General features: G+C 58.4%; 19 protein-coding genes. 12 read left to right on the top strand and 7 right to left on the bottom strand.

Translation table 11 applies throughout. The features are described from left to right. The first annotated feature begins 82 nt into the window (after positions 1-82). Positions 83-1,177: a ribosomal protein S18-alanine N-acetyltransferase gene (gene rimI, locus D8U69_RS10660; protein WP_130907273.1), complete on the top strand. Its 1,095-nt coding sequence runs from the start codon at positions 83-85 to the stop codon at positions 1,175-1,177. 79 nt (positions 1,178-1,256) lie between these two features. On the opposite strand, the gene D8U69_RS10655 is transcribed toward rimI, so the two are convergent. Together D8U69_RS10655 and D8U69_RS10650 are read right to left on the bottom strand one after the other, a co-directional pair. After that, positions 1,257-2,408 carry a PQQ-dependent sugar dehydrogenase gene (locus tag D8U69_RS10655; RefSeq protein ID WP_130907272.1) on the bottom strand — a complete coding sequence of 384 codons (1,152 nt, stop codon included), beginning with the start codon at positions 2,406-2,408 and terminating at the stop codon, positions 1,257-1,259. A gap of 52 nt (positions 2,409-2,460) precedes the next feature. Continuing rightward, positions 2,461-2,814, bottom strand: a complete 354-nt coding sequence (locus tag D8U69_RS10650; RefSeq protein ID WP_130905601.1) for a hypothetical protein — start codon at positions 2,812-2,814, stop codon at positions 2,461-2,463. 190 nt (positions 2,815-3,004) lie between these two features. Here D8U69_RS10650 and D8U69_RS10645 point away from each other — a divergent pair, with 190 nt between their 5' ends. Next, complete coding sequence (locus D8U69_RS10645; protein ID WP_056855593.1) at positions 3,005-3,865, top strand: Ku protein; 861 nt, start codon at positions 3,005-3,007, stop codon at positions 3,863-3,865. A gap of 69 nt (positions 3,866-3,934) precedes the next feature. Here D8U69_RS10645 and lpxO read toward each other — a convergent pair whose 3' ends face one another. Further along, positions 3,935-4,834 (bottom strand): lipid A hydroxylase LpxO, encoded by a 900-nt coding sequence (lpxO, locus tag D8U69_RS10640; RefSeq protein WP_130907271.1) that lies wholly within the window; start codon positions 4,832-4,834, stop codon positions 3,935-3,937. A gap of 372 nt (positions 4,835-5,206) precedes the next feature. Between lpxO and D8U69_RS10635 the strand changes: the two genes are divergently transcribed. Continuing rightward, a complete protein-coding gene (locus tag D8U69_RS10635; protein WP_033044478.1) occupies positions 5,207-6,793 on the top strand; it encodes an ABC-F family ATPase in 1,587 nt (528 codons plus the stop codon). A 467-nt stretch (positions 6,794-7,260) separates the two neighbouring features. Next, positions 7,261-8,451, top strand: a complete 1,191-nt coding sequence (locus D8U69_RS10630) for an MFS transporter (RefSeq protein WP_130907270.1) — start codon at positions 7,261-7,263, stop codon at positions 8,449-8,451. 17 nt (positions 8,452-8,468) lie between these two features. Here the strand turns inward: D8U69_RS10630 and D8U69_RS10625 are convergent, their stop codons facing one another. Beyond that, positions 8,469-9,506 carry a dienelactone hydrolase gene (locus tag D8U69_RS10625; protein WP_056855437.1) on the bottom strand — a complete coding sequence of 346 codons (1,038 nt, stop codon included), beginning with the start codon at positions 9,504-9,506 and terminating at the stop codon, positions 8,469-8,471. A 167-nt stretch (positions 9,507-9,673) separates the two neighbouring features. After that, positions 9,674-10,285 (bottom strand): FMN-dependent NADH-azoreductase, encoded by a 612-nt coding sequence (locus tag D8U69_RS10620; protein ID WP_056855438.1) that lies wholly within the window; start codon positions 10,283-10,285, stop codon positions 9,674-9,676. Between the two features lie 132 nt (positions 10,286-10,417). On the opposite strand from D8U69_RS10620, the gene D8U69_RS10615 reads away from it, so the two are divergent. Together D8U69_RS10615 and D8U69_RS10610 are read left to right on the top strand one after the other, a co-directional pair. Next, a complete protein-coding gene (locus D8U69_RS10615; protein WP_056855439.1) occupies positions 10,418-11,326 on the top strand; it encodes a LysR substrate-binding domain-containing protein in 909 nt (302 codons plus the stop codon). Next, positions 11,323-11,682 (top strand): MmcQ/YjbR family DNA-binding protein, encoded by a 360-nt coding sequence (locus D8U69_RS10610; RefSeq protein WP_056855440.1) that lies wholly within the window; start codon positions 11,323-11,325, stop codon positions 11,680-11,682. Before D8U69_RS10615 ends, D8U69_RS10610 begins: the two co-directional genes overlap by 4 nt. On the opposite strand, the gene D8U69_RS10605 is transcribed toward D8U69_RS10610, so the two are convergent. Both D8U69_RS10605 and D8U69_RS10600 read right to left on the bottom strand, forming a co-directional pair. Continuing rightward, on the bottom strand, positions 11,679-12,107 hold the full coding sequence (locus D8U69_RS10605) for a DUF1294 domain-containing protein (protein WP_056855441.1): 429 nt from the start codon (positions 12,105-12,107) through the stop codon (positions 11,679-11,681). The two genes, D8U69_RS10610 and D8U69_RS10605, sit on opposite strands and share 4 nt — an antisense overlap. Continuing rightward, the gene (locus D8U69_RS10600) at positions 12,104-12,934 is read right to left on the bottom strand and encodes an undecaprenyl-diphosphate phosphatase (RefSeq protein ID WP_056855442.1); all 831 of its coding nucleotides are present in this window, start codon (positions 12,932-12,934) and stop codon (positions 12,104-12,106) included. Before D8U69_RS10600 ends, D8U69_RS10605 begins: the two co-directional genes overlap by 4 nt. Before the next feature lie 258 nt (positions 12,935-13,192). On the opposite strand from D8U69_RS10600, the gene D8U69_RS10595 reads away from it, so the two are divergent. The 6 genes from D8U69_RS10595 to D8U69_RS10570 all read left to right on the top strand — a co-directional run bounded on the left by D8U69_RS10595 (position 13,193) and on the right by D8U69_RS10570 (position 18,483). Next, complete coding sequence (locus D8U69_RS10595; RefSeq protein ID WP_056855443.1) at positions 13,193-14,827, top strand: methyl-accepting chemotaxis protein; 1,635 nt, start codon at positions 13,193-13,195, stop codon at positions 14,825-14,827. Between the two features lie 130 nt (positions 14,828-14,957). Beyond that, the gene (gene pnuC / locus D8U69_RS10590) at positions 14,958-15,521 is read left to right on the top strand and encodes a nicotinamide riboside transporter PnuC (RefSeq protein WP_056855595.1); all 564 of its coding nucleotides are present in this window, start codon (positions 14,958-14,960) and stop codon (positions 15,519-15,521) included. Beyond that, on the top strand, positions 15,518-16,048 hold the full coding sequence (locus D8U69_RS10585; protein ID WP_130907269.1) for an AAA family ATPase: 531 nt from the start codon (positions 15,518-15,520) through the stop codon (positions 16,046-16,048). The genes pnuC and D8U69_RS10585 overlap by 4 nt, the downstream gene beginning before the upstream one ends. Before the next feature lie 349 nt (positions 16,049-16,397). Then, positions 16,398-16,832 carry a hypothetical protein gene (locus D8U69_RS10580; protein ID WP_130905609.1) on the top strand — a complete coding sequence of 145 codons (435 nt, stop codon included), beginning with the start codon at positions 16,398-16,400 and terminating at the stop codon, positions 16,830-16,832. 1 nt (position 16,833) lies between these two features. Next, positions 16,834-17,412 (top strand): hypothetical protein, encoded by a 579-nt coding sequence (locus D8U69_RS10575; protein WP_056855446.1) that lies wholly within the window; start codon positions 16,834-16,836, stop codon positions 17,410-17,412. A 63-nt stretch (positions 17,413-17,475) separates the two neighbouring features. Next, on the top strand, positions 17,476-18,483 hold the full coding sequence (locus tag D8U69_RS10570; RefSeq protein ID WP_056855447.1) for a hypothetical protein: 1,008 nt from the start codon (positions 17,476-17,478) through the stop codon (positions 18,481-18,483). Positions 18,484-18,507: the final 24 nt, after the last annotated feature.

Genomic DNA, 18,507 nt, shown 5'->3' with positions numbered 1-18,507 from the left:
CCGTTGGTGAACAAGACCTTTCCTATTAAGCACGATGTTTTTCGAAAGTCCCGTTTCGTTACGCAACTTTTACGGCGGTCGTATGAATACTTTTTTTCGTTTGGCGGTATTGCAAGACGTGCCTCAGTTATTGCAACTGGAAGAGCAGTGCTTCACCACCGATCGGCTCAACAGTCGCAGCTTTCAATGGATGATTACTCGTGCCCACGGGCAACTGTTGGTAGCACAGCACGGTGAGCATTTGCTGGGTTACGCCGTGGTGCTATTTCATCGAGGTACGTCGCTGGCACGACTGTATTCGATCGCCATCGCCGCCCAGGCGCGAGGCAACGGATTGGGTAAAAAATTGCTCGATCGCGTCGAGGCCTGCGCTCTGGAGCACGACTGTGCTTATTTGCGGCTGGAGGTGCGTATCGACAATCCTGCGGCGATTGCCTTGTATGAACGCAACGGCTACCGGCGCTTTGCCGTGATTCATGACTATTACCAGGACCATGCCGATGCGCTGCGCCTGCAAAAACGCATCCTTGAGCATCGCGAGTCGCGTAACGTTCAAGTGCCTTATTACGCACAAACCACCGAATTCACCTGCGGTCCGGCTTGCCTGATCATGGCCATGGCCGCACTGCAGCGTGACCAATATCCGCAACGCCGCGAAGAACTGCAGATCTGGCGCGAGGCGACTACCGTTTTCATGACCTCCGGCCACGGTGGCTGCAGCCCTCAAGGCTTGGCGTTGGCGGCCTGGCGCCGCGGGTTTCGGGTGCGTCTGCAACTGAGCATGAGCGGGCCGTTGTTTCTCGACGGCGTGCGCAACGAGCATAAAAAAGACGTAATGCGTCTGGTGCACGAAGCGTTCACTGAACAGTTGCTTGCCAGCGACGTCGAGTGCGAAATCGGCGGACAGCTGGACCTCCCACGGCTGCTGGAGCAAGGCGGTCAGCCTTTGGTACTGATCAGCAGCTATCGCCTGACTCGCTCCAAATCACCGCACTGGGTGATCGTTACCGATTGCGACGACGAATTCGTCTATCTGCACGATCCCGATGTGGACCACAGCCAGCATCGACAAACCATGGACTGCCAGCATGTGCCGGTCAGCCATAGGGAATTCGAGAAGATGTGCAGCTTTGGTCGGGACAAGTTAAGGGCGGCGGTGATCCTGCATAACCGTTGAAAAGATCGCAGCCTGCGGCGGCGCTTCCAGGTCGCGCATGCTCATACAGGCGCTGCAGCAGGCTGCGATCCTTTTTGCGTTACTTCAATCCGACTTTATACAACGCGCCGTCCTCTTCATCGGTCAACACATACAAGTAACCATCCGGCCCCTGCCGCACATCGCGGATGCGCTTGTTCAGTTCCCCCAGCAGGCGCTCTTCGTGAACCACCTTGTCGCCGTCGAACTGCAAACGGATCAGTTCCTGCGTGACGAGCGCACCAATGAAAACGTTGTGTTGCCAGGCCTTGAAACGATCGCCGTCGTAGAACGCCATGCCGCTCAACCCGGGAGATTTTTCCCAGAAATGCCGTGGCCCGACGGTGCCTTCGGCGGTTTTGCCCTGGGCTTCAGGAATGGGCAGCCCGGAATAGTTGATGCCGTGAGTCGCCAATGGCCAACCGTAATTCTTGCCGCGCTCAATCACGTTGATCTCGTCCCCGCCCCGAGGCCCGTGTTCGTTTTCCCACAGTGTGCCGGTCCATGGGTTGAGCGCCGCACCTTGCGGATTGCGCACCCCGTAGGACCAGATCTCGGGACGCACACCGGACTGACCGACAAACGGGTTGTCGTCCGGTACCTTGCCGTCGGGATATATGCGAACGACCTTGCCTTGGAGTTTGTCGAGGTCTTGTGCGGTCGGCCGGTCGTTGTTTTCCCCGAGGGTAATGAACAGATAACCATCACGGTCAAATACCAGCCGTGAGCCAAAATGGTTGCCGACGGATAGCTTGGGTTCCTGACGGAAAATCACCGTGAAATCCCTGAGGCTCGTCAGGTCTTCGGACAGTCTGCCGCGACCGACGGCCGTACCGGCCTTGTTACCCTGACCACCACCCTCGGCGTAGGACAGGTAGATCAAGCGGTCCTGCTTGAAGTCGGGTGACAGCACTACATCCAGCAAGCCGCCCTGCCCCTTGGCCCAGACCTTGGGCACGCCGCTGATCGGCGCCGAGACCTTGCCTTCCGTGCTCACCAGGCGCAGGTTGCCGGGTCTTTCTGTCACCAGCATGCCCTGGCGATCCGGCAGAAACGCCACGGACCAGGGGTGCTCCAGCCCATCGGCGATGGGGGTGACTTCAAGCGTGCCCAGTTCACTTTTCATCGCCTGCGCGGACGCGGCAAGCACAGGCGGCGTAACGGTCAACATTGCACTGGCACAGAGAGCGGTCAGAAGAGATTTACACAACATGCACGATTCCTTTTGTCATGAGAATGGCGGGGAGAAATGCAGATTTTGCCGTTCAACGAATGGGAGTACCCCGCGCTGGCGGGTTGGGTATGAATCTGGGAGAGCTGGCGGGAGCCGCTGGCGTCTGCGGGTAGCGATTGCCGATGCCACCGTTGTCGAGGGTTGGCGGACGTGGCACAGGGACCGTGTTCGGTCCTCGGATCGCCGGGGCACTGGGTTGCGTGCCTTGCATGCTGTTGGGATTGGCCCGGCGAATCGGGCTGTTGTAGGGGTTGTTGTTACCGCTGTTCGGCAGGCTCTGCGCCAAAAGCAACGGCGCGTGAGTCGAAGGGACTTGCGCCTGGGCCAATGGGCCGAGAATGCTGCTCGAGGCCAACAGGATGAAGCCGAGGATGCATCTGTTCATGGGTTGCCTCTGGGCACGCGCGTGTAAGGTCTTCGATAGCACGCTACGCCCCGGGTTCGGATTTGTTAATCAAAACCTCAACGGCAAGGTGTAACACGAAGTTGATCTTGCGCGAGAGACGGGCTGCAGGCCGCTGAAACTTTTGCTCGAGGCCTACGGTCACCTGATCATCACTCGCGAGAACACGACCATGGCACGGGCAATCTGGAAAGGCGCGATCAGTTTCGGACTGGTGCATATCCCCGTGGCGCTGGTCTCGGCGACCTCTTCCCAAGGGGTGGACTTCGACTGGCTCGACAGCCGCAGCATGGAGCCGGTGGGCTACAAGCGTGTGAACAAGGTCACCGGCAAGGAGGTGACCAAGGAACACATCGTCAAAGGTGTAGCCTACGAAAAGGGTCGTTATGTGGTGCTCAGCGAAGAGGAAATTCGCTCAGCGCACCCCGTATCCACGCAGACCATCGACATTTTCGCCTTTGTCGACGGCGAACAGATTCCGCTGCAAAACATCGATACGCCCTATTACCTGGCACCGGATAAACGTGGCGGCAAAGTCTACGCGTTGTTGCGCGAGACGTTGACCAAAACCAAGAAAGTCGCGTTGGCACGCGTGGTGTTGCATACCCGCCAGTACCTCGCGGCATTGATGCCACTGGAATCGGCGCTGGTACTGGTCAAACTGCGTTGGCCGGCGGAAGTCCGCAGCCTTGACGAGCTGGCGTTAGGGCCGGACGTCACCAAAGCAGAACTGGCCAAAGGTGAACTCGACATGGCCAAACGCTTGGTGGAGGACATGAGCGCAGAATGGACGCCCGAAGATTACCGGGATGAATTCGAAGACAAGATCATGGCCCTGGTCGACAAGAAGGCCCATGAAGGCAAGATCGAAGACGTTGAAACGGCGACTGGCGAAGAAGAGCGCAAGACCGCGGATGTCATCGATTTGACCGAACTGCTCAAGCGCAGTCTTGGGGGCAGGAGCGCCGACAAGGCGCCTGCCAAGAGCAAATCAGCGAGCAAACCGGCTGCGCGGAAGAAAGTCAGCAAGTGATGCGGTGAATGTTCCGGCGTCATCGCAGGCAGGCCCGCGATGACGTCAGCAGCAGCACTGACAAGAGATTCAGACCAGGACAAAAATCGCCAGCAGACCACCGAAGAAGGCCCATTTCTGCAAGTAATAGAGCTTGCGATTACGCTTCTTCAATTCCTTGCCGCGCAGACGAATCTTGTAAATCTTGCCGAACAGGCGATTGATGCCACCCGTCTTGTCGCCCGCCTCGTTGGGCGCGCCAGCAGCCGACATCACCGTGCGGCTGAACCAGCCATTGAACGCGGCTGCCCAGCGATACTTCATCGGGCGCTCGATATCGCAGAACAGAATGATGCGGTTCTGTTGGGTGGTGTTTTCCGCGTAATGAATGAACGTCTCATCAAACATCACGGCTTCGCCATCACGCCAGTGATAGTTCTCGCCATCGACGTTGATATAGCAACCGGCATCATTAGGCGTTTCCAGTCCCAGGTGATAACGATAGGAACCAGCATACGGATCACGGTGACGAACCAGTTTGGAGCCCGGCGGCAACTCGGCGAACATCGCGGCCTTGATCGAGCCGATGCTCTGAACCAACTCAGTGGTGCGCGGGCACAGTTTCATCGCCGACGGGTGATTGTCGCCGTACCACTTGAGATAGAAGCGCTTCCAGCCCGTCTTGAAAAACGAGTTGAAGCCAACATCATCGTATTGGTTGGAACGCTTGATCTCGCCGGCACGCAGCAGGTTCTGGCCTTCGGCGCGGATTTCCTGCCAATGGGTTTGCAGGGGCGTCAGGTCGGGAAAGTCCGCCGGATCCAGGTAGGGCTTGTTGGGGACTTTCGAGAACAGATAAAGAAAGCAATTGATCGGCGCCAGAAACGTCGAGTGATCGCTCAACTGGCGCCCCAACTTGTGGCGCACGCGACCGCGCAGATGGACGTACGCGATGGATACAACGTAGACAGCGGCAATGATCAGTTTCACGGAAATCGTCACACATCAGAAGTGAACAAACTGCGCCCCTTGCCAGCCAGCGGCGTGTGGAGGCTTGTGCAGCGTCTTTTGGCCCGTTTTCGAGCCAGGCCGTATGTCGGCCTCGGTGAGAGATGGCATTTTAGCCACACTTTGTAACCAATAGTTAACCTATAACATTGAAAATGCGCACTGCTACCGCCAAAACGACGGTGTGGCCTCCATTGCCCTATCGTTTAAAGAGCCAGACCAGTACAATCGCCGCCAAACTTTACGCGCCACCTCGTTGATGACGGAAAAAACCCGTTTCAGCGCACCTTGACTCGGGTCAAGCGCGGTCCAGCCGCCACCCTGGCTACTCTGAATGCTTCGCAGGAAAAACCTTTGATCTCTACAGCTAACATCACGATGCAGTTCGGCGCCAAGCCGCTATTCGAAAACGTTTCGGTCAAATTCAACGGTGGCAACCGTTACGGCTTGATCGGCGCCAACGGCTGCGGCAAGTCGACTTTCATGAAGATTCTTGGCGGTGACCTCGAACCTTCGGGTGGTCAGGTCATGCTCGAGCCGAACGTGCGCCTGGGTAAATTGCGCCAGGACCAGTTCGCCTACGAAGAATTCACCGTGATCGACACCGTGATCATGGGTCACGAAGAGTTGTGGAAGGTCAAGGCCGAGCGCGACCGCATCTACTCGCTGCCGGAAATGAGCGAAGAAGACGGCATGGCCGTGGCCGAACTGGAAACCGAGTTTGCCGAAATGGACGGTTATACCGCCGAGTCCCGTGCCGGTGAGCTGCTGCTGGGCCTGGGCATTCCGCTGGAACAGCATTTCGGCCCGATGTCCGAAGTCGCTCCAGGCTGGAAGTTGCGCGTATTGCTGGCCCAGGCGCTGTTTTCCGATCCGGAAGTGCTGTTGCTCGACGAACCGACCAACCACCTGGACATCAACACCATTCGCTGGCTGGAATCGATTCTCACCGTGCGTAACAGCACCATGATCATCATTTCCCACGACCGTCACTTCCTCAACAGCGTGTGCACCCACATGGCTGACCTGGACTACGGCGAACTGCGCCTGTTCCCGGGCAACTATGACGAGTACATGACCGCGGCGACCCAGTCCCGCGAGCAACTGCTGTCGGACAACGCGAAGAAGAAAGCCCAGATCGCCGAACTGCAAACGTTCGTCAGCCGCTTCTCGGCCAACGCCTCGAAAGCCAAGCAGGCCACTTCCCGTGCCAAGCAGATCGACAAGATCCAGCTGGCCGAGGTCAAGCCATCGAGCCGCGTGAGCCCGTTCATTCGCTTTGAACAGACCAAGAAACTGCACCGCCAGGCTGTCACCATCGAGCAGATGTCCAAAGGCTTCGACGGCAAGACGCTGTTCAAGAACTTCAGCTTCACCGTTGAAGCTGGCGAGCGCGTAGCGATCATCGGCCCGAACGGTATCGGCAAAACCACCCTGCTGCGCACCTTGATGGGCGAGCTGACCCCGGACGCCGGTTCCGTGAAGTGGACCGAAAGCGCGGAGCTGGGCTATTACGCCCAGGACCACGCCCACGACTTCGAAGACGACGTCAGCCTGTTCGACTGGATGGGTCAGTGGACACAGGGCGAGCAGATCATTCGCGGCACGTTGGGCCGGATGCTGTTCTCCAACGACGAGATCCTCAAGTCGGTCAAGGTCATCTCCGGTGGTGAACAAGGCCGCATGCTGTTCGGCAAGCTGATCCTGCAAAAGCCGAACGTACTGGTGATGGACGAACCGACCAACCACCTGGACATGGAATCCATCGAAGCGCTGAACCTGGCGCTGGAGAACTATCCAGGCACGTTGATCTTCGTCAGCCACGACCGTGAATTCGTATCCTCCCTGGCCACTCGCATCATCGAGCTGAGCCCGAATGGCGTGACCGACTTCAGCGGTACCTATGACGATTACCTGCGTAGCCAGGGCGTAGTGTTCTAAGCCTCCGCTTGAATCGAAAAGCCCTGTCTTTGTGACGGAATGCTCTTCACTTAAGGACGAACACTGTATCTGTGGCGAAGGAGCTTGCTCCCGCTGGGGCGCGAAGCGACCCTAAAAATGGGACTGCTGCGCAGTCCAGCGGGAGCAAGCTCCCTCGCCACAGGTTACTTGTTGTTCGCTCTATCTCTTAAGTGAACAGCATTACGTCCTTGTGACGGGGCTTTTTGCATTCCAGGGCTGGAATTATTCAGGTGCCGAATCCATCGCGCGCAGGCTCGCTCCTACAAGGGCTTTGCGCTGAGCACCAAACCGCGGCCAGCCTCAAAACCCGTAGGAGCAAGGCTTGCCCGCGATGAGGGCATCACAATCGACGAAGAGTTTAAGCATTCAATCGTTAGCCAGCTTTCTTTTATCCCGCGCCCAAGCCATCATGCAGCTCTCCCTCCGCCGCCCGCGAACGAGCCCTCATGTCTGCGCAGCAACAGCCACCGCAAAGCTCCATGGCGATCACCCTGCAGATCGTCTCCATCGTTTTCTACACCTTTATTGCCTTCCTCTGCATCGGCTTGCCCATTGCGGTGTTGCCGGGGTATGTCCATGAACAACTGGGGTTCAGTGCTGTAATCGCGGGGCTGACCATTGGTTCGCAGTACCTTGCGACCCTGCTCAGTCGGCCCATGGCCGGACGCATGTCCGATAACGTCGGGACCAAACGGGCGATCATTTACGGGTTGTCAGGGATTGTGTTGAGCGGTGTGCTGACGCTGCTGTCGACCTTGCTGCAAGGGTTTCCGTTGTTAAGTTTGTCGATCCTGATCGCCGGCCGCTTGTTGCTGGGGATCGCCCAAGGCTTGATCGGCGTCGGCACCATCAGTTGGTGCATGGGCCAGGTTGGCGCGGAGCACACGGCACGTTCGATTTCCTGGAATGGAATAGCTTCCTACGGTGCGATCGCCATCGGAGCGCCGTTGGGGGTGGTGATGGTCGCTCAGTTGGGGTTCGCCAGCCTGGGCATTGCCCTGTCGGTACTGGCCTTGGCGGCGCTACTGTTGATTCGCAACAAACCGTCGGTGCCAGTGGTGCGTGGTGAGCGCTTGCCGTTCTGGGCGGTGTTCGGGCGCATTGCACCGTTCGGTGCGAGCTTGAGCCTGGCGTCCATTGGCTACGGCACCCTGACCACCTTCATTACCTTGTACTACTTGAACCGCGGCTGGAGCGGTGCGGCGTACTGCCTGACGGTGTTCGGCGTGTGCTTTATCCTTGCGCGATTGTTGTTCATTTCCAGCATCAGCCGGTTTGGCGGATTCAGCTCGGCCATTGCCTGCATGACCATCGAGACAGTCGGCCTGGTGCTGCTGTGGCTCGCACCCTCAACCGGGTATGCCTTGATAGGTGCCGGGTTGACCGGGTTTGGCCTGTCGCTGGTTTACCCCGCGCTCGGTGTCGAGGCGATCAAACAAGTGCCCAACTCCAGCCGTGGCGCGGGACTGAGTGCTTACGCAGTATTTTTCGATCTGGCATTGGCGATTGCCGGCCCGCTGATGGGGGCCATTGCGCTGAACATGGGGTACTCGTGGATTTTCTTCAGTGCGGCGCTGTTGTCGATCAGCGGTCTTGGATTGACGCTGCTGCTCAAGCAGCGTTCGATGGCCCAATAAACTGTGGGAGCGTTGAGCTACTGATCGGCGGTTTGCATCCCGGCCCGGGTTGCCTTGCCCAAGGTACGCGAGAAAAAACGTCCAGCCTCGGCAATCAGATTGCGATGAATGTCTTCGCGGTCGACGCCATCAGCATCGGTGCAAAGTGCCGGCATGATCGCGATCTGTTCGTCATTGCAAGGTGCCATGAACACGAAGTGCCCTGCCCCGGACAATAATCTGAAGTCCGGTGCGATGGGCAGTTTGCGCGCCAGCGCTGCGGCGTTCTTGTCAAAGGCCACCAATTTGTCGCCGTCACCGCTGTAGAGCAGCACCGGCACATGCACATCGGCCAACGTGTGTCGGCCGAACTTCAGGCTCAGCGGCGCCATCAGCAGTAACGCATGGACCCGCGGGTCAGCCACCGGTTGCAAATCATCACGGTCGACAATCAACTCACCCTGGGTATTGCAGGCGTCACGGTCATCCGGACGTTCCTGGCAGTAACGGCGCAGGCGATCGAGATCGGGCGTCGCGCCGGACAGAATCAACGCGGTCTCCCCGCCGGCTGAATAACCGATAACGCCCACCTGCTCGGCATTGACGAACGGCGCGAGCATACGATCGCCCAACGTCGCGGTGATGGCTTCGGAGATCTGGATCGGCCGCCCGTACAGGTTGCTCAAGGTGCCGAGTCGGCTGTGGTCCCTGGAATTGTCCCCGGGGTGAATCACCGCCACCACCACAAACCCTTTGCGAGCCAGCGACGTGGCCAGATCGTGCAGCGCCAACGGAGTGCCGGTATTGCCGTGGGAGAGCATCAGCATCGGGAAGCGGCCCATGGCGACCCTGGTGTCTTCGCCGGCTTCGACCGTGTAGCCCTCAAGCTTGCTGGAATGTTCTTTTTCGCTGGAGGGATAGAACGCGATGGCGCGCATCGGCTGCAGATCGAGCGGGTCGAGAAAACTCATCTCGTGATAACCGACGCTCCAGTGAGGATGTGGCGCGGGGGCAGCGTGCACCGAATTCAGGCTGCTCAACAGGCATAACACTAAGGTTGCACAAAGACGCATCATGGGATGCCCACCTTGTTACCGGACCATGGAGGTAAACCCTCGACTGCATATCTTGGGCCACAACCTGTAACGACCAGAAACAAAAAACTCCGCACCTGGTACTTGCGTATCCAGAATACAGAGTTTTTTGGGGCTTTACCTGAACGGTTTGCTGCTTTACGCAAGCCTTACGCAGCGGCGAACAGTTGCTCGCTGATTTGCGTCTGGGCGTCGTTCATGGCTTTGGTACGCACTTCATCACCATAGGCGAGGCCGTGGGCGCGAACGAACTCGATATCGGTGATGCCGATGAAACCGAACAGCACTTTCAAGTACTCTTCGTGGGCTACGCCGGTCGCCTGACCTGCGTGCAGGCCGCCGGACGTCGAAACGATCACCACTTTCTTGCCACCGCACAGGCCTTCAGGGCCGGCTTCGGTGTAACGGAAGGTCTGACCGGCCACGGCGATGCGGTCGATCCAGGCCTTGAGCTGGGTTGGAATGGTGAAGTTGTACATCGGTGCGGCAATCACTACTGCGTCGGCAGCGAGAAATTCAGCGAGGGTTTGGGCGCTCAGTTCGGCTTCGTGCTGTTGTGCGGCATTGCGCAGTTCAGCGCTGGTCCCGGCAGCAACCAGCGTCGTCGCGGAAAAGTGGCTGATGGCATCAGCGGCCAGATCACGATAGGTCACCACAGCGGATGGCTCGGCAACTTGCCAGGCTTTGACCACTTCACCGCTCAGCTGACGGGAAGCCGAGTTGTCACCAAGAATGCTCGAATCGATATGCAGCAGTTTCATGTGGGATCTCCAGGTGAGGATCGCCCACAAGGGCGATCTGATGGAAACAATCCTACAGACGAAACCAATAGCTGATTAGCATGCAACAATGCGATAGTTTGTCTCACTGATAGAACAATCGAGCACACACGCATGCAAGACCTCAATGACCTTTATTACTTCGCCAAAGTTGTCGAGGCTGGCGGCTTCGCAGCGGCCGGGCGCTCGCTGGGGATTCCCAAATCGCGCCTGTCGCGGCGCATTGCCGAACTGGAGGAGCGTCTCGGCGCACGTCTGCTGCAACGCACCACCCGCCAGCTCAAGCTGACGGCTGTAGGTGAACGCTACCTGCGACACTGCCAGGCAATGCTGCTCGAAGCGGAAATGGCTGATGAGGCTGTGGCCAGCATGTCCAGCGAACCACGCGGTCGTTTACGGGTGTCTTCGCCGGTCGGATTGGCCCATGAAATGTTGCCGGGTGTGATCAGCAATTTCCTCGAAAAATTTCCCCAGGTGCAATTGGAAGTGATGCTGGTCAACCGCCGCGTCGATCTGGTGACCGAAGGCGTGGACGTCGCTTTACGTGTACGCGAGCCCGGCGACGAAGACCCGCTATTGGTTACACGCCGACTGCGTCAGGCGCAAATGCTGATGGTGGCCAGCCCCGCGTTCCTCAAGGGACATGACATCAGTCATCCCGATGACCTGAAAAGCCTGCCAGTGCTGGGTGCACTTGAACCCGATCGAATGGTGCACATTCGTCTGGTTGATCGTCAGGGTAAAAGTTACGAGCTGTCCCTTGAAGCACGACTGGGCATTGATGACTTCATCGTGCGCAAGACCTGCGCCCTCGCCGGCCAGGGCTTTACCACGTTGCCGATGATGTACTGCGAGCAGGAACTGGCAAACGGCTCACTGGTGCAGTTGCTGCCCGAGTGGTCCTTGCCGGGAGGCTGGCTGCAAGCCGTCTACCCTCATCGACGTGGGGTGATGCCGGCGGTTCGCGCCTGGCTTGACCATTTGATCGAAACATTCAATGCCTGCGGAGATCGCTTGATATGAAGGCTGGGCGCATGAGCGAAGACGAGGTCGCAGCATTCTGCCTCGCACTGCCGGGTGCACGGGAAGACTACAAATGGGGCGGCGTACGGGTGTTTTCGATTGCCGCAAACAAGATGTTCGCCCTGCAGAACCTGCGCGGTGCGTCACTGGCGTTCAAGGTCGACAAGGATTTGTTTCTCGGTCATTGCGATCGCCCGGGAATTCATCCGGCGCCTTATCTGGCACGCGCCCAGTGGATCATCATGGCCACGCCCTATCCGCTGGGCGGCGAGGAATTGCAGGCGCTGCTACGGCGCTCCCATCAACTGGTCGTCAGCAAATTGCCCAAGCGCAGCCAGGTCGGCTTACTGCTTTAGAACAGCGCGAACAGGTGTGCGCCGAGGAACAAGTGGTCGATCCAGAACACCTGGTGCATCAGCACGATCAACCAGAACACCACTTGGAACGAAACCTTGCGCGTCTTGTGCCGAAACGCCTGTTGAGCCAACAAGGCGCCCGGCCAGCCACCGGCGAACTCCAGCGCATGCAGCACGTTTTCCGGGGTTCGCCACTGATCCGCGCGGGCCTTGCGCTTGTCGCTCCAATACAGCAAAAACGCCAGCACACTGACGATGCCATAGGCCGCCAGGGGAATCGTCGACACCCCATGCAGCCATAACGACGTCGAACCGAACAGAGGCAGCGCACACAGGATCGCAAACACCAGCCACTTCAGGCGAAGGTTTTGCACCCCTCCCCCGGATTGCCGACCGGGGTTGTTGCGTGCGCTGGAATCACTCATGGCTGGGCCGCTGTCCAATCGACCCAGCCGAACTGCCAGGTGGCCAGGATCAGCAGGCCGAAGGCAATGCGATACCAGGCGAACGCCGCATAACTATGGCTGGCGATGAATTTGAGCAAGCCACGTACGGCGATCATCGCAAAGATGAAAGCGGTGACGAAACCTATCGCGAACACCGGGAAGTCTGCCGGCACGAACAGGTCGCGGTACTTGTAGCCCGAGTACACCGCGGCACCGACCATGGTCGGCATGGCCAGGAAGAACGAGAACTCGGTAGCGGTCTTGCGCGACAGGCCGAACAGCAGTCCACCGATGATCGTCGAGCCGGAGCGCGAAGTGCCGGGAATCATCGCCAGGCACTGGGCGAAACCCACCTTGAGCGCATCTTTCCAGGTGATGTCATCGACGGTTTCGGCATGCACTTCATGCTGACGCTTTTCGGCCCACAGCATGATCACGCCACCCACGACCAGGGCTGCGGCCACGGTGATCGGGTTGAACAGGTAATGGTGAATCAAGTCAGCGAAGATCACCCCCAACACCACGGCCGGCAGGAAGGCAATCAGCAGGTTCGCGGTGAAACGTCGCGCACTCGGCTGGGTTGGCAATCCAATGACCACGTCGAAAATCTTGCGGCGAAACTCCCAGACCACCGCCAGGATCGCCCCGAGCTGGATGATGATGTTGAACGCCATGGCGCGTTCACCACCGAACTCGAGCAAGTCCGCAACAATGATCTGGTGCCCGGTACTGGAAATGGGCAAAAACTCTGTCAGTCCTTCTACAACGCCAAGAATCAAAGCCTGAAAGGCAGTCCAAAGGTCCATCAATCCCCCAAAAGGCTATGCATCTGCGCATGCCCCGTCATTAATACCAAGCGTTCACTGCGATCAGCGTCGTTGAAGTCCGCGTGCGCAAAGTCCCCCCTGGCCCCTGAAAATCGCGTGGAAAATCAATTTGGATTCAGGTTTTTGCGCGCCGGGCCGAAATCCTAACAGACAAGTCTGAAAAGCGCTGCCGCGTTATCGGACCTGGCAGGATGCTGGCGATCACTTTACAAAAACAAGAAACCGGAGCACCGCGTTATGAACAGCTTGCGCAATATGTCGATCAGCCGTCGGTTGTGGCTCATCTTGATCGTGGCCGTCATGATGCTGCTGGCCTTGGGCGTTTTGATGCTCAAGCAGATTCACGATGACCTGTATGACGCCAAGGCTCAAAAAACCCAGCATGTGGTGCAGACGGCCAGCGGTATCTTGAGTTATTACCATGGCCTGGAGACCACCGGCACGCTGAGCCGTGAAGACGCCCAGAAACAGGCGCTGACCGCCGTACGCGGCCTGCGCTATGACCAGAATGACTACTTCTGGATCAACGATCTGACGCCGGTGATGATCATGCACCCGGCCAACCCGAAGCTCGACGGCCAGAACCTTTCGGCGATCCGCGATCCCGACGGTTTTGCCGTGTTCAACGAAATGGTCGCCGTGGCCAAGAGCAAAGGCGCCGGGATCATCAATTACCGCTGGCCGAAACCGGGGGCCAGCGCGCCGGTCGAGAAAACCTCCTACGTCAAACTGTTCGAGCCCTGGGGCTGGGTGCTCGGCTCGGGGGTGTACATCGATGACATGCAGGCCGAGTTTTACGGGCAAGTATGGAAAGCAACGATCATTGGGGTGACCATTGCGCTGATCATGGTTGCGCTGGTGATCCTGATTGCCCGCAGCATCGTGCGTCCGCTCCAGGAAACCGTGAACGCAATGGCCAACATTGCCAGCGGTGAAAGTGATCTGACCCGCAGCCTGGACACCCATGGCCAGGATGAAGTCACGCAACTGGCGCGGCACTTCAATGCTTTCACCGCCAAACTGCGCCTGGTGATCGGCGAGTTGCAGGCATCTGCCAGTGCCTTGGGCCAGTCGTCCAGCGAACTGGGCAACGACGCCACTCAGGCCCAGCAACGCAGCCAGCAACAGTCGCAGCAAATGGAACTGGTGGCCACGGCGATCAACCAAGTCACCTATGGCGTGCAGGATGTGGCCAAGAACGCCGAACATGCCGCCAGTGAAATGCGCGACGCCGAAGCCCAGGCTCAACAAGGCCAGATCAACATCGACGGCAGCCTGCAACAGATCGATACGCTGTCTTCGACCATCGATCAGGCCGTGGAAGTCATTCGTACCCTGGCCGCCGAAAGCACGCAGATCGGCAGCGTGCTGGAGGTGATCCGCTCCATCGCCGAGCAGACCAATCTGCTGGCCTTGAACGCGGCCATCGAGGCTGCCCGTGCCGGCGAGCAAGGTCGCGGATTTGCCGTGGTGGCCGATGAGGTTCGACTGCTGGCCCAGCGTACACAGAAGTCCACGGCGGAGATCCAGTCGATGATCGAACGCCTGCAAAGTCATTCCGAAGCGGCGGTCAAGGTCATCGGCGACAGCAGCCGTGCGTCGCAACTGACGATTGAACAGGCTGGCCTCGCCGGCGCGAGCCTTAATGCCATCGGCCAGGCATTGCGCAATCTGAACGGATTGAATGCCTCGATTGCCAGCGCGACCTTGCAGCAGGCGCATGTGGTCGAGGACATCAATCAGAACGTTACGCAAGCAGCCGGGTTATCCCATTCCACTGCACTGGCGGCGGAGCAATCCAGTGCCGCCAGCGTGCGGCTCAGGGGCTTGAGTGAGCAGTTGAACGGGCTGCTGAAGCAGTTCAGGGTATAAGCCTTAAAAGAACGCAGGCTTGGGCAGCGGCTAAAGGCTTGCCGAAGTCTGCGTTCTGTTGATCTGCAAACCAAAATCCGCTGCCTGCGGTTACAATCCGCCCCTCTTCGATTTTCTCCAAGGAACCGACATGTCCGGGCTTGAACTGTTTGCCGCCACCCTCGGTGTGATTGCCGTCTGGTTGACGGTCAAGCAGAACCCCTGGTGCTGGCCGATCGGCCTGGTCATGGTACTTATCTATAGCTGGATCTTCTTCGAGGTGAAGCTGTATTCGGACATGTTGCTGCAAGTGATCTATGCCGCGTTGCAATTGTATGGCTGGTGGCAGTGGACACGTGCGGGCGATGCCAGCCATGGCCGTGAAGTGAGCCGGCTGGACACGCAATCAGTGACCCTCGGATTGATCCTCGGTGCCATCGGCAGCCTGCTGCTGGGCGCCGCGATGGCGCACTGGACGGATGCCGCCCAACCCTGGCTCGATGCGGCCCTCACAGGTTTCAGCCTGGTGGCGCAAGTGTGGATGGCGCAAAAGCGCGTCCAGTGCTGGCCGCTCTGGATCGCAGTGGATGTGATTTTTGTCGGGCTATTCATTTACAAAGGCATGTACTTGACGGCCGCACTGTACGGTCTGTTTTTGCTGCTGGCCGTGCAAGGTTGGCGTGAATGGCGCGCGGCCCCGGCGTTACGCACATGAAAGTACTGGTACTCACAGGTCCCGAGTCGAGCGGCAAGAGCTGGCTGTCGGGCGAGCTGCAAGCGCATTTCGGCGGGGTGCTGGTTGGTGAATACGTGCGCCGATTCATTGAAGAGAACCCGCGAGATACCTGTCTGGCAGACATCCCGACCATCGCCCGCGGCCAGTTGCAATGGGAAGACGAGGCTCGCGCCTTGATACCGCAACTGCTCATCCTCGACACCCATTTGCTCAGCAATATCCTCTGGAGTCGCACGCTCTTTGGTGACTGTCCAGGCTGGATCGAGCAGGCACTCCTGGCCCGGCGATATGACCTGCACTTGTTGTTGTCACCGGACAACGTTGAGTGGACCGACGATGGTCAGCGCTGCCAGCCTGAGTTGAAAGAACGCCAGGTTTTTTTCAACGACATCCGGGCGTGGCTTGAACAGCATAAGAAAACGGTGAAAGTCTTATGCGGCAACTGGGCTGAGCGACGCGCCCAGGCGTTTGATGCGGTTGCGAAATTGATTGGCCCTAGCCCCTGATTCTGGGGGTATTTACCCATCCTTTGCCCTTTTCTGGGGAAAAAGTGTCCGCTCCTGAAACACCCTTGTACCCGCAGAAGGCCTATCTCAACACTCTTCCCTCGTTGCCAACGCATTTGTTAAAGCGTTGATACACCTTCGCGCAAAGTACTGTTCTAGAGCATCGCAAGCACTTTGGCCCGGCGTAAGCACGACGAGCTGTCTCATGGCTGAAACAGCGCCGTTGCCGTGCACCCGGACAAAATCCACAAGCTATTGAATTCAATTACAAATTCAAAACAGGCATAGCTTTCGCTCTCTCCTTCACAACGCTGACCAGGGCCAGCCCACAAAAAGAAGGAATTGCACCGTGGGGACTTACACGAAAGGCTTGACCTGCCTCCTGCTGATCGCAAGCGCCGCCAGCTCGGTGCTCAGTTTCAATGTCCAGGCTGAAGGCGATGGCGTTATCGTTCTTCAACGGACTGTCCAGCCGGTGCACATCGGCCGCAATCAGGGCAAGGATCCGAATCCGGTTACCGTCAATACCAACCCCTCGGCACGCATCACTGGTGAACTGAGCGATGGCGACTTCGCCAACGTCGCCAGCGGCACCTCTTTCCGTGGCGCCAACAACCAGGCCATGGGCGGCATGCAGGGTCTCAACACTGTCACCAACCCCAACGGCATGCCCGGCATGGGTGCCGGCCATCAGGGCGGCAGCGGCAATGCGATTTCGGGAACCATCAACCGCGCCATGAGTTCCGGCCTCGCCCCACTGGGCAGACTGGCTGGAGGTCAATGACATGAACCGCTCCCTGCTTTTCCTCGCTTTGTTCGGCTGCGCCAGCGTCATGGCTGATTCCGGCGTGAAGGCCATCAACAACGCGGACATCCAGGATTCCGGCACGCAATACAGGGGCAACTTCAACGTCAACCAGGCCGCTGGTGACCAACAGCAACAGACCAACGTTCGAGCGATCGCCATTGGCACAGAAGCCGGTGCGACCACCATTGTCAACCAAAGACTCAATACGCCCGCCAATCCGTCAATGAACGCGACGGCCACCATCGGCGGCACTTCTTTCAGCAATGGCAACGGTGTACTGGGCGTCAACCAGAGCGCCGGGGCCAACAACCAGATGGCCAACGTCATGCGCATCAGCATCAGTGCTGCTCCGCAGGCGATTGACGATAGCGCCCTTTCGCAACAGAACGTGGCGTTGCTACCAGGCTCAGGAGCAACTGGCACCCCAACCGGCAGTCGCCAGGTCGTGACAAGCGACCAGGCTTTCACCGGCAGCCGAGGGGTGATTCAGGTGAACCAGAGTGCCGGGGTGGGAAACCGAATGGCTAACACCCTGAGCATCCGGGTCGCTGACTGACCCAAACGCAGTGCGATTAGAAAGTACCAACACTTAACCAACTAATAAGCACGGAGAAACACCATGAAACCTACAATGGCCTTAAAACCACTGGTTTTCGCTCTCGCAGCAGTGATGGCAATCGCAGCACAAGCAGGCGGTCGTGATGATCACGGTCATGGCAATGGTCACGGCAACGGGCACGGCAACAACGGACCTAGAGGCCCGTCTCTGGAACAAATTCTGCAGATCACCGCCGGTGCCGGGGCCACCGTCATGGATCAGCAAAGCAGCAGCGGCAACGAAGTACTGAACCAGGGCACCACCAACCGTGCCACTGTCGAAAACTCGGCTAATGGCTCCAACGGCAACGTGGGCCTCAACAACGCTGGTGGCGACGGCAACCAACAAGACAACGCCGCTGCACTGGCTACTGCTGACGAAAGCTTCATCTTCGGCACCGCAGTCGCCGCTTCCAGCGCTACTCAAGTGAACGGCGGCAACACCGTATCCAACTACTCCAGCACTGCTCGCGCAACCCTCGACAACGTGGGTAATGGCGGTTCCGGCAACATGGGTGTGAACAACGCTGCCGGCAACTTCAACCAACAGAAAAACAACCTGGCAATTGCCGTATCGGGCGGCCGTGTCGCACAAGCTGCTGCAGCGGCCAACCAAAGCTCCACCGGCCTGAGCGTTACCAACAATGCTGATCAGGCCTACTCCACCGACACGCTCACCGGGACCTTCAACGCTGCCGGGAAATTCGTCGCAGTCGGCAAGGCAAAAACCGAAGGCAACGGCGGCGGCCACGGTGGCCCACGTCATGGCGGCGGCCACGGTGGTGGCCACGGCGGCAACGGCGACACCACTTCCGACTTCGTAGCCGTAGGTGTATTCGGTCTGGCTGGCGTAACCACTCAACAAGTGATGACTCCAGACGGCTGGAAGAACCCTGTCACCAACAATGCCAGTGTCAGCAACGTAGGCAACAACTTCTCCGGCAACGCAGGGTTCAACAACGCTGCCGGTGTTGGCAACCAACAAAGCAACTCGCTGTCCATCGCTGCCGGCTGCAGAGCCTGCCTGTAATCGCGATAGCACTGAAAGCCCCGG

Source organism: Pseudomonas sp. Sample_16, assembly GCF_004307665.1.
GTDB lineage: Bacteria > Pseudomonadota > Gammaproteobacteria > Pseudomonadales > Pseudomonadaceae > Aquipseudomonas.
Note: the sequence above shows the minus strand (reverse complement) of the source record. Positions and strands in the feature narration are given on the sequence as shown.

What these genes read in the sequence shown, in the direction of transcription:
- D8U69_RS10615 (WP_056855439.1), top strand. Translation starts at nt 10,418, where the DNA reads ATGCAAGACCTCAATGACCTTTATTACTTCGCCAAAGTTGTCGAGGCT.
- D8U69_RS10610 (WP_056855440.1), top strand. Translation starts at nt 11,323, where the DNA reads ATGAAGGCTGGGCGCATGAGCGAAGACGAGGTCGCAGCATTCTGCCTC.
- D8U69_RS10625 (WP_056855437.1), bottom strand. Translation starts at nt 9,506, where the DNA reads ATGATGCGTCTTTGTGCAACCTTAGTGTTATGCCTGTTGAGCAGCCTG.
- D8U69_RS10600 (WP_056855442.1), bottom strand. Translation starts at nt 12,934, where the DNA reads ATGGACCTTTGGACTGCCTTTCAGGCTTTGATTCTTGGCGTTGTAGAA.
- D8U69_RS10655 (WP_130907272.1), bottom strand. Translation starts at nt 2,408, where the DNA reads ATGTTGTGTAAATCTCTTCTGACCGCTCTCTGTGCCAGTGCAATGTTG.
- D8U69_RS10605 (WP_056855441.1), bottom strand. Translation starts at nt 12,107, where the DNA reads ATGAGTGATTCCAGCGCACGCAACAACCCCGGTCGGCAATCCGGGGGA.
- D8U69_RS10575 (WP_056855446.1), top strand. Translation starts at nt 16,834, where the DNA reads ATGAACCGCTCCCTGCTTTTCCTCGCTTTGTTCGGCTGCGCCAGCGTC.
- D8U69_RS10645 (WP_056855593.1), top strand. Translation starts at nt 3,005, where the DNA reads ATGGCACGGGCAATCTGGAAAGGCGCGATCAGTTTCGGACTGGTGCAT.
- D8U69_RS10595 (WP_056855443.1), top strand. Translation starts at nt 13,193, where the DNA reads ATGAACAGCTTGCGCAATATGTCGATCAGCCGTCGGTTGTGGCTCATC.
- pnuC (WP_056855595.1), top strand. Translation starts at nt 14,958, where the DNA reads ATGTCCGGGCTTGAACTGTTTGCCGCCACCCTCGGTGTGATTGCCGTC.
- D8U69_RS10620 (WP_056855438.1), bottom strand. Translation starts at nt 10,285, where the DNA reads ATGAAACTGCTGCATATCGATTCGAGCATTCTTGGTGACAACTCGGCT.
- rimI (WP_130907273.1), top strand. Translation starts at nt 83, where the DNA reads ATGAATACTTTTTTTCGTTTGGCGGTATTGCAAGACGTGCCTCAGTTA.
- D8U69_RS10630 (WP_130907270.1), top strand. Translation starts at nt 7,261, where the DNA reads ATGTCTGCGCAGCAACAGCCACCGCAAAGCTCCATGGCGATCACCCTG.
- D8U69_RS10570 (WP_056855447.1), top strand. Translation starts at nt 17,476, where the DNA reads ATGAAACCTACAATGGCCTTAAAACCACTGGTTTTCGCTCTCGCAGCA.
- D8U69_RS10585 (WP_130907269.1), top strand. Translation starts at nt 15,518, where the DNA reads ATGAAAGTACTGGTACTCACAGGTCCCGAGTCGAGCGGCAAGAGCTGG.
- D8U69_RS10650 (WP_130905601.1), bottom strand. Translation starts at nt 2,814, where the DNA reads ATGAACAGATGCATCCTCGGCTTCATCCTGTTGGCCTCGAGCAGCATT.